Annotated in this window: 13 protein-coding genes; 8 read left to right on the forward strand and 5 right to left on the reverse strand. The window is 44.8% G+C overall.

Annotation, left to right across the window (positions count from 1 at the left end):
* Positions 1-568: 568 nt before the first annotated feature.
* From ald to H509_RS24595, 3 genes are all read right to left on the reverse strand, one after another.
* On the reverse strand, positions 569-1699 hold the full coding sequence (gene ald, locus H509_RS0107465) for an alanine dehydrogenase (RefSeq protein WP_028544533.1): 1131 nt from the start codon (positions 1697-1699) through the stop codon (positions 569-571).
* A gap of 300 nt (positions 1700-1999) precedes the next feature.
* Positions 2000-2392: a YtxH domain-containing protein gene (locus tag H509_RS0107470; RefSeq protein ID WP_036696568.1), complete on the reverse strand. Its 393-nt coding sequence runs from the start codon at positions 2390-2392 to the stop codon at positions 2000-2002.
* Between the two features lie 113 nt (positions 2393-2505).
* Complete coding sequence (locus H509_RS24595; RefSeq protein ID WP_245596001.1) at positions 2506-3177, reverse strand: phosphatase PAP2 family protein; 672 nt, start codon at positions 3175-3177, stop codon at positions 2506-2508.
* A 175-nt stretch (positions 3178-3352) separates the two neighbouring features.
* Here H509_RS24595 and H509_RS0107480 point away from each other — a divergent pair, with 175 nt between their 5' ends.
* The gene (locus H509_RS0107480; protein ID WP_028544535.1) at positions 3353-4354 is read left to right on the forward strand and encodes an asparaginase; all 1002 of its coding nucleotides are present in this window, start codon (positions 3353-3355) and stop codon (positions 4352-4354) included.
* Positions 4355-4385: 31 nt separating this feature from the next.
* Entirely contained in the window at positions 4386-5102 is a 717-nt protein-coding gene (locus tag H509_RS0107485) for a copper homeostasis protein CutC (RefSeq protein WP_036696571.1), read from the forward strand.
* Between the two features lie 134 nt (positions 5103-5236).
* Here the strand turns inward: H509_RS0107485 and H509_RS0107490 are convergent, their stop codons facing one another.
* Positions 5237-5461 (reverse strand): DUF1128 family protein, encoded by a 225-nt coding sequence (locus H509_RS0107490; RefSeq protein ID WP_028544537.1) that lies wholly within the window; start codon positions 5459-5461, stop codon positions 5237-5239.
* Positions 5462-5648: 187 nt separating this feature from the next.
* Here H509_RS0107490 and yyaC point away from each other — a divergent pair, with 187 nt between their 5' ends.
* From yyaC to H509_RS0107520, 5 genes are all read left to right on the forward strand, one after another.
* Positions 5649-6194, forward strand: a complete 546-nt coding sequence (gene yyaC, locus H509_RS0107495; protein ID WP_036696575.1) for a spore protease YyaC — start codon at positions 5649-5651, stop codon at positions 6192-6194.
* Positions 6195-6658: 464 nt separating this feature from the next.
* Positions 6659-7462 carry an alpha/beta fold hydrolase gene (locus tag H509_RS0107505; RefSeq protein ID WP_028544539.1) on the forward strand — a complete coding sequence of 268 codons (804 nt, stop codon included), beginning with the start codon at positions 6659-6661 and terminating at the stop codon, positions 7460-7462.
* Positions 7463-7567: 105 nt separating this feature from the next.
* A complete protein-coding gene (locus tag H509_RS0107510; protein ID WP_028544540.1) occupies positions 7568-7837 on the forward strand; it encodes an autorepressor SdpR family transcription factor in 270 nt (89 codons plus the stop codon).
* A 271-nt stretch (positions 7838-8108) separates the two neighbouring features.
* On the forward strand, positions 8109-8825 hold the full coding sequence (locus tag H509_RS0107515; RefSeq protein ID WP_028544541.1) for a DUF6483 family protein: 717 nt from the start codon (positions 8109-8111) through the stop codon (positions 8823-8825).
* Positions 8826-8902: 77 nt separating this feature from the next.
* Positions 8903-10096, forward strand: a complete 1194-nt coding sequence (locus tag H509_RS0107520; RefSeq protein WP_028544542.1) for a class I SAM-dependent methyltransferase — start codon at positions 8903-8905, stop codon at positions 10094-10096.
* Between the two features lie 224 nt (positions 10097-10320).
* Here H509_RS0107520 and H509_RS0107525 read toward each other — a convergent pair whose 3' ends face one another.
* Positions 10321-10773, reverse strand: a complete 453-nt coding sequence (locus H509_RS0107525) for a GNAT family N-acetyltransferase (RefSeq protein ID WP_425414224.1) — start codon at positions 10771-10773, stop codon at positions 10321-10323.
* Positions 10774-11006: 233 nt separating this feature from the next.
* Here H509_RS0107525 and H509_RS0107530 point away from each other — a divergent pair, with 233 nt between their 5' ends.
* A complete protein-coding gene (locus tag H509_RS0107530) occupies positions 11007-12383 on the forward strand; it encodes an Ig-like domain-containing protein (protein ID WP_028544544.1) in 1377 nt (458 codons plus the stop codon).
* The last annotated feature ends 343 nt before the right edge of the window (positions 12384-12726 follow it).

Here is a 12726-nt window from a genome sequence, read left to right on the forward strand (position 1 = left end):
CTTGGGATGTGTAGAAGGTTTCGAGAGGATGATCAGGTGAGCTAAAGCGTCCGTGTGACGTATGTGCAGCCTGTGTCGTAACCGCGGTTACGACTATTACGTTAATCATCCTAAGTTAATTATCTGACGTGGTTCTTATTAGGGTGACTGTGCGGTGGTATACGTTAATGATAAAGGAATAGATCCGTGCTGAGCTGTACATTAAATATATGTAACGTTCTGCACTTACTGGTTAAAAGTACGGGTTCATCTGTCCTGACTATACTTTGTGTTAAGCGCACCATCCACTAATAGTATGAAGACCATTTAAAAATAAACACATAAAGCAGCCCCGCTGCGCAATTAAATATACGCAACGGGGCTGCTATTATAATCCGATCGAGAACGTTTGATTTGTGGAACCATACGTTCAACCATTTTGGACATCCTTATGGAATATAGATTGTTTTAGTGCAGTTTATGTCTCTTTATCTATTTATCTGCATTGTTGTCGCAAAACTTTGCGCATCCATTTTCTTTGCACGTATTAAAATGACGTGTTTTCTATATATCTGTATACTCTTTAAGCTTAAGCGTGTGCAGGTGCTTTCTTGAGGGCATCCTGTGCTGGCACGTAGTCATAACCAAGATCACGAGCTACTGCTTCATAAGTTACAGAGCCAGAAGCTGTATTAAGGCCAAGCATAAGTGCTTGGTTTTCCTCAAGCGCTTTGTGAACTCCTTTGTTTGCCAATTGAAGCGCGTAAGGAATCGTTACGTTTGTGAGTGCAATCGTAGATGTACGAGGCACTGCACCAGGCATGTTAGCTACGGCATAGTGTACAACACCATGCTTCACATAAGTTGGGTTGTCATGTGTTGTAATCCGATCTACTGTTTCGATGATGCCGCCTTGGTCGATGGCTACGTCAACGACTACAGAACCTGGTTTCATCGACTTAATCATGTCTTCCGTCACAAGCTTAGGTGCTTTAGCTCCCGGGATTAGCACCGCGCCGATAACAAGATCAGATTCCTGCACCGCTTCTGCGATGTTAAGCGGGTTGGACATCAATGTATGAACGCTCTTATCGAAAATATCGTCCAATTGACGAAGGCGATCTGGATTCATATCCATAATCGTGACGTCTGCTCCTAGACCGGCTGCAATTTTAGCAGCGTTTGTGCCTACGACGCCACCACCGATTACCGTTACTTTACCACGTTTTACCCCTGGTACGCCTCCAAGCAGAATACCCATTCCGCCGTGCGGCTTTTCTAAAAATTGTGCTCCGATTTGAGCGGACATGCGTCCTGCAACTTCACTCATCGGTGTTAATAGTGGCAGTGTGCGACCTACTTGTACAGTTTCATAAGCTATGGCAGTTACGCCTTTATCGACAAGAGCTTTCGTTAATTCAGGCTCTGCTGCTAAGTGTAAATAAGTGAATAAAATAAGTCCTTCTCTGAAGTACCCATACTCGGAAGACAATGGTTCTTTAACCTTTATTACCATTTCGGCTGCCCACGCGTCTTTAGCTTCTGCGACAATTTCAGCGCCTACACGGATATAATCTTCGTTTGTAAAGCCGCTGCCAAGACCTGCTTCGTGCTCGACAAGAACAGTGTGTCCAGCTTTTTTAAAAGCCATAACACCAGCAGGAGTGATTGCTACGCGATTTTCATTGTTCTTGATTTCTTTAGGTACGCCAATAATCATTGAGGTAAGCCCCCTTGTTCAAGTTAGGTTCATCAGTTGATGTACCCTCAGTATAACAATGTAAGCGCTTTATATCTTCGTTTAGAATTCTAAAATGTGAACCTCGTTTTTGTTCAAATTAACAAACTGCTTGTTCAATTCTACAAATGAAACCGCACCGTTCTTAAGGTGCCATCATTACCCCTTAAACATACATCAACCCAAGAGAGCACTTTATGAGCGCTCAGCTTGGGTTGAGGATCGCGTTACTATTTGCAGCAAGCACTAACGTGCTTACGCTTACGTATTCCCTAAATAAGCCTAGTCTTTCTTTAATTGCTCAACTACTTCTTCTGCGATGTCAACAGAAGCTTCCTTGACTTGATTTGCAGCATCAATCGTTACATCTTTTACTTGTGTAACAATGTTAGCGGATGCTTCTTTGACGCCAGTGACAACAGCTTCTGCTTTAGCGCCTACAGTTTTGACCGCCGTTGCTGCTTTTGAGCTTAGATCAATTGCTACTTCCTTCGTCTTATCAGATACATCGTGTGCCTTATCACTAATGTCAGAACGTAATTCACGTCCTGATTTCGGCGCCAACAATAGGGCTGCTGCCGCACCAATAAGGCCGCCAATGAGAACCCCTTTGGCAAAAGTGGAACATCCTCTTGTATCGCATGTTTCATTTACGGAAGAATGTTGTGTTGTCATCGTAATGATCTCCTTTGTATAACAGTAGTTAATGAACATATAAACTTATTAGCGAGCTTTGAATCACTCTTATGATAACAAATGTGTTATCGAATGACTATGAAGGAGAACACTTATTTTTCTCGAGTCATCCATCCAAGTGCGTACATGCAAGCAATTAGCCAGATGCCACCCGCCACAAATCCTGCTGACACATCTGTAATATAATGAACACCCAAATAGACGCGGCTTAATCCGATAGCAACGATGAGTAATGCTCCTGCTACTCCTATATAGGCAGACGGTTTGCCTGCTGCCCGACAAATACGCACGATAATGTATGTCAGCATCCCATAAAAAGCAGTCGAAACCATAGCATGCCCGCTTGGAAAGCTGTACCCGGTAGCAGCTACCCAATGCTCCCATTCAGGGCGTGCACGTTGCAGCCACGCTTTCATTCCTTCATTTAGGAGATAGCTTCCCGTAAGGGCAATAAGCAGCGTAATGGCATGCATGTACAGCTTTTTACTAAACGCAAACCATAACGCAAGCAAAATCGCGAGTGGAATAATGATGTGGCTCGAAGCAAAATGCGTAAAAAAGACAACGACTTTGGTTAATAGAGGGCTTGACCCTTGTCGTAGGAAATCAGTAACCGCAGTATCGACGCGGTGAAAGTCGTTACTCATTACGCCTTTAGTTATCCAGCCTAATATCAGCAAGAGCGGCGGAACGAGAACAAAGCCCCATATGAGGCTGACGGTATAATTAACTGCTCGGCTGTTCGTAGATGTTGAGTTGGACATGGTCAAACGTACACTCCTTTAATTTGTTTCTTCGCCTTTTTGATTAAAATACCATTGGTTAATTAGACAGGTATTTTTAATGATTTAACTAATATGAAACTTACGTTAGGAATTCGGTTCTGGTTTCGTTATAATTTACACATAAGTATCACTTGTTTATGAGGGAGAAATCGGCATGAATGAACGATTAATTGAAGAAACTCGCAATAATTGGCTTGAATGTGAACATAGAGGGGCAATATGCGGAGTAGGCAAAGACGGGAGCGTTCGTTATGCGTTAGGGGACATGGAAAGCCCTCGCTTCTTGCGATCTGCTGGAAAACCGTTCCAAGTGATTCCGGTAGTCAAAAGCGGTACGTTAGAGCATTTCGGACTGACAGATCGAGAGTTGGCACTTATGATGTCATCTCATCGCGGTGAATCCTTTCATATGGATACGATGCATGCCATCATGGAAAGAACCGGCTTGATCCAAAGCGACCTCGTTTGTAATCTGTCCCTCCCTTTGCACGAGCCTACAAAGGAACATTGGCTGCGTGAGGGGGGCGAACGGGAACGGAGGTTCCATAATTGCGCTGGCAAGCACTTTGGCGTATTGTCATGGTGTCAGCATGCAGGATATGACAAAGCATCCTATACCGATCCTAATCACCCCGCCCAACAAGAAATTACAGCCATCATTTGTGAACTTTCTGGCGCGACCGTCGCAGAGATGGGAATTGGCACAGATGGGTGTGGCTTCCCAGTGTATGCGCTGCCTCTACCAGCAATCGCAAAGTCTTATTTACATTTAGCTTGTCCCGAATTCATTAAGGATGATTCGACACGACAAGCTGTGCAGCGTATCCAGAATGCCATGATCAAGTATCCTCTTCTTGTTGGGGGAACAGGAAGGCTGGATTCTGTGCTGATGGAAGACACAAACATCGTAGCTAAGGGCGGTTTCAAAGGAATATTTGGATTTGCCCTTCGTGAAGAGCAACTGGGCTTTGCAATCAAGATTGCTGACGGTTCGGACGAGGAATGTGCTTATGTGATAACATCCATATTGGAGCAAATAGGCTATAAGAGTAGCGACACCATTCAGCGTCTCAAAGAGGCATTCCCACCTGAAATTATTAATGATCAAGGGGTTGTAGTAGGAGATCGCAAAGCCGTATTTCAATTGAACTTATAAAGATAAATGCAACCAAGGGAGGAAGTAGAAGATGAGTACTGATCAATCCCGCATTCATTTAGAAGTTATTGCAACCACGTTAAGTGATGTTCGTGCGGCCCAACACAGTGGGGCGGATCGGATCGAGCTCATTATGGGAATAGCCGAAGGGGGTCTTACACCTAGCCTAGCGTTAGTCGAGCAAGCTGTGCAGCTATCCGCGATTCCTGTTCGTATTATGGTGAGACCTCATGCCAGATCTTTCGTGTACGATGATGATGATATTGCGACCATGCTAAAAGACATTGAGCATATACGTGCCGTGGGCGGTGAAGCGATCGTGTTCGGGGCTCTAACGGAGACTGGACAAGTTGATGAGCATCTGCTGAAGCAAGTGATCACGGCTGCAGGAGACATGAAGTTAACCTTTCATCGTGCGATAGATGAAGCAAGCGACGTTATGGAAGCTTTAGCTATCATTAAACGTTATCCTTCCATCACAGACATTTTGACTTCTGGTGGTGCCGAGACAGCACCGGAAGGTAAGCATATGATTGAGCAGATGCACGATGCAGCCTTGGAAACAGGTCTGCATATTATGGCGGGTGCGGGATTAACCTTGGATCATATTGCAGACTTTGCAGCTCATACAAAGATCACTCACGTTCACGTCGGATCCACAGTGAGGCAAGGGGGCAAAGCATTAATGCCGCTTGATCCTGAACGAGTCAAAAGGATACGTACGGAGCTTGATCGGATAAGAGGTTAACACAAAATTTGTGGTGTACGTGTTATAGATTAAATCATGCGATGCTTTACTGAAATAGCAATGCCCTGACCTCCGCTTATCGTAGTTACGACAAGAAGAGCTCAGGGCATTGTTCATCATGAGGAGGCGTTCCATTAGGAGCGGCGCAGTTTGCCAAGTTCTGAAACGAGTGCTTCCATTTCGCTAATACTAAAATTTGATTTGCTCATCACAATGTCATGAATGTCTTTAATGTCGTCATATTGCTCCACAGAAAATGCGGAAGCTTGCATAGCTGCGGCAGTTGCCATCTTCAATCGTCCTTTTATGTCTTCGATCATCGCTTCAACCTGTGCCTGCGAATTGTTAGCTTGACTCATTACCTTATTCCTCCTTGAATTCCACTGTTCATGTTATCTTTCAATCGGTTCGTCCCGATATGCTGAACGTATTGTAACATGAGTTCCATGAAAACTAAACGTCTTTCAATCAACCTGTGGAGTGACAACGTACAGGACTTCAAGTACAATAAGGCCAATATCTGCTTAGAGGAAATGGAGTGCATGTATGCAGGAGCTTATCTTATCGGATACGATTCGCAGGCCGAAGCTGAAGAAAAGCAATCAAGAGCAACTGCGGAGTTTTTTTCGACAAATGGCTGCACAGCATTCATTAGACCAATTAACTTTCGTGTGCATCGGGACAGATCGTTCAACAGGGGATGCATTAGGACCTCTTGTCGGCTCAGAATTAATGCGTCGTGGTATTAGCGACGTTATAGGAACGTTGGAGCTGCCCTGTGATGCTTCTAACTTGAAAGAGCGAATAACTACGATCCCGGAAGACAAGCTTGTTGTGGCGATAGATGCATGTTTAGGCCAGCCTGCCACAGTCGGGTATTATCTTGTGGGCAATCAACCTCTTCAGCCCGCCCAATCCGTGGGCAAAGGCTTGCCGGCAGTTGGTCATTATAGCGTGGCAGCTGTCGTTAATGAACAGGGACCCAAGCCTTATTGGACTTTGCAGACGACTTCACTGCATACGGTGTTGTTAATGGCGCAAGACATTGCAGATGCAATCTGTGCAGCATTTTGTGCCCCATTGCAGTCATAAATTTTAACATCGTTCCATAATATGAAGTTGTGGGCATAAGCCGGACCACAGCAAAAGAGCCGGATGTGGGGCATCCGACTCCTGACGATATACCGGTTACTTTGTGCGATCCGTTCCGTTAAGGAGCGGATTACTTTTTACGACGTTCATTTAATTGAATGATGAGTTGAATCAGACCAATCATAAACATACAAGAGCCTAAGAACAGTTCGATATCCTTCATCACCATCACCCCCTTTCGATTTAGGGAGACATATAAGATGAGTGGACGACTGTTGGAATGAATAAGCAGCGTTTCAAGTAGATGTTGCCTGTGTAATATAGTGTAGTGTATATCTATGAGCGGACGGCGGTTGATAGAATCGTTCGTTGTGCAAAATGTGAAATTTTTTTGTGCATTTCATGCAGAAGGCATATAACGAAGCGAATTAGCATAACACGATGAAGCAAAGTGAGGGGTTATGATGGCAAAAATTGAACTGACAGACAGATTTCACATGGAAGTAAAGGAACAAGGTGCAGGAGTGCCTATAGTGCTGCTGCATGGTTATTGCGGCAGCTCCGACTATTGGCACTCTGTCGTGCCACTGCTTAGTGAGCGCTATCGTGTCATTACTCCGGACTTGCGAGGACATGGAAAGTCCTATGCACCTAATGGAGCGTACACGATTGAACAGATGGCCGATGATATTTTTCAAATGGCAGACAAGCTTCATTTAGAACAATTTATTTTGTTGGGGCATTCGCTTGGAGGCTACATTGCATTGTCTTTTGCGCAACGATTCAGTGAGCGTTTGCTTGGATTTGGCCTGATCCATTCAACAGGCTATGCGGATTCTGATGAGGTAAAGCAGGGGCGCTTAAAGGCGGTAGAAGATATTCGGGCTCATGGTATCGTCCCTTTTATCGACCAGTTGGTTCCGTCCTTGTTTAATCAGGACAGGTTGGAACGAGTAGAAGATGAAATTCGGCTTGCAAAGGCGATTGGGTACCACACGCCGCCTCAAGGTGCGATTGGCGCGGCACTGGCGATGCGTGAGCGTGAAGATCGCACAGCCGTGATGGCCGCGACCAAACTCCCACTGCTGCTTGTAGCGGGCAGACAGGATCAGAAGGTGAAGCCTGAGCGGCTGTTCACGACGGCGGGGAGTAACGTGACACAAGCAGTCATCGAGGATGCTGGTCATATGGGAATGATGGAAACACCAGAAGAATTGAATCAAATAGTATCTTCTTTTGTGCACAAAATAAAGATTACGCATACGTAAACAAGTGAGAGTGCCTTCTATTTGTAGGGGGTGCTTTTTTTCGGTATAATCGGCTTTATATTTAGATAAACTTCTAAATAAGAGGATACTATGATGGAGGCAGAAATGAACGATGCGTTTAAAGCATTGGCAGACCCGACAAGACGTCAGATTATAACGTTGCTAACAGAGCGTCATAGAAGTGCGGGGGAAATTGCTGACCAATTCCATATATCCAAGCCTAGCATTTCGCATCATCTAAATGTGTTGAAGCAAGCCCATCTTATTGTAGATGAACGGAGAGGCCAACATATATGGTACACGCTAAATACGAGGGTATTGCAGGAAGTGCTTGGCTGGCTGCTGAATGTAACGTTATTATCACATGAGGCATGAAGGAGAAGGTGGGGAGAAAGGGGAGGCAGGCTGCCATCATTCATAAGGCCCGCTGCGTGTATGTCATATGAATCTGGTCTTGTATTCAGAGTGACTTATAAAGAAGTTTACCGATAAGGTGGCTCGTTATTATAATATTAAAGGCTTGTATGATGAGCGTAATTAAAATGTGATGAGTAGTGTCGCAATAACACTTCTAGTCCCATATGGATACGTAAATATGGACCATTTCAGCAGTGCTATCATGGTATGTTACTATAGGAGGCATGAGATGTATCAACGTGATTATCTGGTACGACTGATTCAAGAGATGACAGCTATGATTGCCCGTACATTGGGCTTAAAGGAGCAGAAACAAAAGGCGGAGCTGTTACTGGAATGGGACGAACTGCTGGAGCGTAAGTTCCGCTTGAATGGCAAGTTGACAGATTCGTTGTCACCTGACGATATCATTAAGTTGTTCCATCGACATGGCAATTTACAGTCGGACGAGCTACAGGCATTGGCTATTATTATGCTGGAGCGGGCTGAATTGGAGTATGATCTACAGCGAAGTTCGTCATCTCATGATGGCATAGAGGCCGCTGATGCAAATCATATCCAGCGTCTAATGAAAGTTTATGTACTGCTTGTTGAAGCGATGCTGCATGGCAGCAATCGAAGCTTGCTTCCTGTTATGGATGTCGTACAAAAGTTAAGCGCTAAGTTGGCCCCCTATCATCTGGATGCCTCGCTGCTGGAGCGGATCTGGAGATGGCATGATCAGGACCAGCGTTATGCAGAAGCAGAAAATGCTTTATATGAGTGGATGACGGGTGATGAAGCACGCTTGCCAAGGGCAGCAGCTTGGTATGAACGGCTGTTGGAGCTTTCAGACGATGAGCTGGAAGCAGGTGAGTTGCCTCGTGACGAGGTGGAGCAAGGGCTACAGGACGTACAGACGTTGATGGAAAAGAAGCACTCCAATGAGTCCGATTCTGCTGACTAACGATCTCTAACATTCGCCGACACCCCTACAAAACTAATGAGTTCACAGTAATGTGATTGAAAGGTTGTAACATCACGATGGAACAATTACAGCAGTTAGTTCAACATATTTTACAAGAAGGAACTTTACATTCAGCAGTGTTTAGCCAAGTGCGTCTTGCTCCGGAAGAAGGCTGTGTCAAAGCAACGATTAAGCCCATCCAGCTGCGTGGCGAGGTTATGGTGCAGATTACTTATCATTTTGCCAACAAGGTTACACATGAAAATGTGACGGCACAAAGGGCAGCAGACAAACTGTTCAGCTTGCTTGAACACAACTTTCGCCAAGCTTTACTCCGAACGACAGAGGCTGAACATCATGTGTTAATTAGCAAGAAGCACAAAGTAAATATACGGACAAAACAGACAAGGTCGGTGCAGGCTGACTTGTCCCATAATCGCAAAAAGCAATACATACTGGCAGAAGGCGTTCCGGTGCCGTTTCTGATTGAGCTTGGTATTATGAGCGATGTGGGCAAAGTGCTTGCTTCTAAATACGATAAATTTAAGCAAATCAACCGATTTTTGGAGATGGTAGCTGACATTTTGCCTCATTTACCAAATGACCGTACGATACGGATTATTGATTTTGGTTGTGGAAAGTCTTATTTAACATTTGCTCTTTATCATTATTTACATGTGGTGTGTGAACGTGATGTGATGATCAACGGACTTGATTTGAAGGAAGATGTGATTGCACATTGTGAGGCACTGGCGCGCAGACTACAGTATGAAGGACTTCAATTCTCTGTAGGCGATATTGCACAGTATGATAAAGCTAGCACAGTGGATATGGTTGTGACCTTGCATGCTTGTGATACAGCTACAGACGCTGCTTTAAACAAAGCGGTCAGATGGGGAGCGAGTGTGATATTGTCTGTTCCTTGCTGTCAGCATGAGTTGTTCCGGCAGATTGACACACCAGTGTTGGAGCCGCTGCTTGGCCACGGCATATTAAAGGAACGTTTCTCTGCGCTTGCAACAGATGCGATGCGGGCGAAGCTGCTGGATTGTGTAGGGTATCAGACCCAATTGCTCGAATTTATCGACATAGAGAATACGCCTAAAAATATATTAATTCGTGCGGTGCGTGCATCTGGAGGCGATATACCGACGAATTGGCAGCAGTACACGGCATTCCGCGATTTTCTCCAGGCAGCTCCTTATCTGGAAGACGCTTTGCATGATCTGATTGCGGAGCAAGGACTACAAGGCGTTCGCTTGTCTCGCTAACGTGCCTGTAAGGGTACAGGGCTATAATGTGGAGCGCAGTGCTCATATAAGTCGTGGCCCTGCCTTAACGGGATTTGGCTTCGGTTTCGTCTAAGGAACGTAGTTGCTAAGGGATCAAAGAAGAGTATGGGGAAGTTGGGAGTAACTCGCTCCGTGTCATTTACGAGGCGGGGACTTCCTGGATGCTCTCTCTAGTCCCAATAGCAGCTGTTTCGTATACATCGTTAATTAGGATCGTAGACCATACAGTGGAACAGACCTGTGCCAGAAGGTGTTGGACGTTCATACGTATCTGTAATACGAAAGCCTGCACGTTCGTATGTGCGTATAGCCCGAGTGTTCCAACAAAGCACTTCCAAATCGATTTCATCTTCTGGTCGACGTCGTATGGCCTCTTCCACAATCGTTTGCACAAACGATTTACCTCTGCCAAAGCCTAATTTGTCAGGGTGCATGCCAAGCCCTAGACGGGTAACACCCTCTAACGGGAAAAATTGCGCAAATCCTTCCAGTTGGTCCTCTGCACCCCGTACTACTGCAAATTGACTTTCCCGAATGACAGGATCAGCAAACTCAACTTCTAGTGCTTTCATTTGCTCCCAAGGCAAAAAATTGTACAAGTTGTATGGCGGTTCATATTGCCAACTACAGATGGCTTCTGCGTCTTGTTCGCTCATGGGAAAGATTCGAAAAGGTTGCAAGGGCATTCCTCCTCACGTTTAATAAAGGTATCTGCTTACATCATACTTATTGTGTCACGAACAATTACGCAGTACAAGTCCATATAGAGGTTGTATTGTTACATGTATTATGCAGTTGGTTACAGATTGTCACAGTTTGTATAGTATAATGGGGTTAGACAAATGAATTGTTGTACGATAACGGCATACTAGAGGAGGCATACATACGGATGTTTGCGCGAAGCAGTCGTACTTTATGGTTTGTTATTTTATTTTTAATAGTATGGATATGCCCTTTGATGATGATGCCCAAGCCAGTTGAGGCGCAAGGGATGCTTCTCCCTCATACCGTTATAACGGATACGAGGACAGTAAAGCTTAACGACGTACTGGCGGTTAACCCTACAGTAACGGGTGTCACTTATGCTGTAACCTATGCTGATCCGACGATCGCAACAGTAGATGTTGATCTCAAGCGCCAACAGTATATTGTACGAGGAAACAAGATCGGATCTACAGCAGTAGCCATAGCGTGGGGAGACCCGTCTGGGCGTATTCAGGTAGAGAAGTTTGCGGTTATGGTGGTGGACCCAACACAGCCATTGGCTGCCTCGACGATTAACATGAATTATTTAAGCGATTATTATTTTGCACCAAATCAAGTAAGCAAGCTGATTGATCTTAAAGTTCTTTTTCCAAATGATTCAACGATTGAATATAGAAGGAACAATTTTGATATTCAAGATTCGAGTATGGCGTTGGGCTTGGCGGGGTCGGAGTTTAACGGTGTAGATGCATATTATGTCATAAAAGAGCAGACAAAATTCACACATACGGTCGTCACGATTACAGCTACAAATAGACTTGGCAACAAAGCCTCATACTTCTTTACGGTTGCCATGAATACGGAACCGCGTTATACAGGTCCAGGTGATGTGAGGCATATTGTAGCAGGCTCCTCATCATCTATCCCGTTGGCGAGCTTTTTTGTAGATCCGGATCAGGACAGTCTTACATATACGTTTTTAGGAACAGAGAACAAAGGGATTGTGAACGCTTCTCTACAAGGCTCTGAGTTGATCGTGCAAGGAATTGCAACCGGTACAGACAAAATTAAAATCAAGGCAGACGACGGCCGCGGCGGATCAACGATCGGAGAAGTATCGGTTGAAGTTCACGCTGTAGCTGACAGCGAATACACGGGACAGTATAAAGGTGTTGAAAATAGGCTGCGTATACCGGTTACGTCAGCGGGGCGTTATTGGCTGGCTCCGTTTGAGGCTGTGCATAGTTCAGTTAAAAGTGGACGAGAAGCATATGTAGCAGCAGGTCAAGCCGATGTTACGTTCCGAATTGATAGTGTCAATCAGCAGCCAATGCTTGGACCGGGGCATTACGGATTATACTATGTGGACCCTACTTCTAATCGCTTATCACTTGTTCAAGTAGTGGAGCTGCTGGATAAACAGGTGCTCATTCAACAAATTACTGAAATTGATCAACATAACGGTGCTAATGGAATCGATGTAGCAGATATACGAAGATGGATTTTGCGTCCCGAAAATAACACCTTTATTCGAGCCAAGCTTGCCTTGTCACTCTTGTAGATGAATACATATGTGAACACGGAGCTTGACTGGGCAAATTAGCAATAAGAAAGAGGATGGAATAGGATACAGCCACCCAGGCAGCCTTTACGTCTATTTGGTCAGACTAGCATTGACCGCTTCTCGGTAGTTTCCGATGGAGTGGTCTTTTTGACGTGCTCACCCTATACCCTTTAGCGAAGCTACTTGTAACAGATCAGCCTGTACAGCAGTATAAAGAATAAGAAACGAATATAACAAACATAAAATAGTAATAGATAAAAGAGGAAACAAGTCTACGGTTATATAAGCTGAGCAGCATAAATAAAGAAGTAGTTAGATGGGGAGATAAGGGGAGATGGGA

It is taken from the genome of Paenibacillus taiwanensis DSM 18679, from assembly GCF_000425125.1.
In the GTDB taxonomy this organism is placed as follows: domain Bacteria; phylum Bacillota; class Bacilli; order Paenibacillales; family Paenibacillaceae; genus Paenibacillus_B; species Paenibacillus_B taiwanensis.

Excerpts from the sequence above, each read along its gene's own strand:
- ald (WP_028544533.1), bottom strand. The coding sequence starts at position 1,699 with ATGATTATTGGCGTACCTAAAGAAATCAAGAACAATGAAAATCGCGTA.
- H509_RS0107470 (WP_036696568.1), bottom strand. The coding sequence starts at position 2,392 with ATGACAACACAACATTCTTCCGTAAATGAAACATGCGATACAAGAGGA.
- H509_RS24595 (WP_245596001.1), bottom strand. The coding sequence starts at position 3,177 with ATGTCCAACTCAACATCTACGAACAGCCGAGCAGTTAATTATACCGTC.
- H509_RS0107480 (WP_028544535.1), top strand. The coding sequence starts at position 3,353 with ATGAATGAACGATTAATTGAAGAAACTCGCAATAATTGGCTTGAATGT.
- H509_RS0107485 (WP_036696571.1), top strand. The coding sequence starts at position 4,386 with ATGAGTACTGATCAATCCCGCATTCATTTAGAAGTTATTGCAACCACG.
- H509_RS0107490 (WP_028544537.1), bottom strand. The coding sequence starts at position 5,461 with ATGAGTCAAGCTAACAATTCGCAGGCACAGGTTGAAGCGATGATCGAA.
- yyaC (WP_036696575.1), top strand. The coding sequence starts at position 5,649 with ATGCAGGAGCTTATCTTATCGGATACGATTCGCAGGCCGAAGCTGAAG.
- H509_RS0107505 (WP_028544539.1), top strand. The coding sequence starts at position 6,659 with ATGGCAAAAATTGAACTGACAGACAGATTTCACATGGAAGTAAAGGAA.
- H509_RS0107510 (WP_028544540.1), top strand. The coding sequence starts at position 7,568 with ATGAACGATGCGTTTAAAGCATTGGCAGACCCGACAAGACGTCAGATT.
- H509_RS0107515 (WP_028544541.1), top strand. The coding sequence starts at position 8,109 with ATGTATCAACGTGATTATCTGGTACGACTGATTCAAGAGATGACAGCT.
- H509_RS0107520 (WP_028544542.1), top strand. The coding sequence starts at position 8,903 with ATGGAACAATTACAGCAGTTAGTTCAACATATTTTACAAGAAGGAACT.
- H509_RS0107525 (WP_425414224.1), bottom strand. The coding sequence starts at position 10,773 with ATGAGCGAACAAGACGCAGAAGCCATCTGTAGTTGGCAATATGAACCG.
- H509_RS0107530 (WP_028544544.1), top strand. The coding sequence starts at position 11,007 with ATGTTTGCGCGAAGCAGTCGTACTTTATGGTTTGTTATTTTATTTTTA.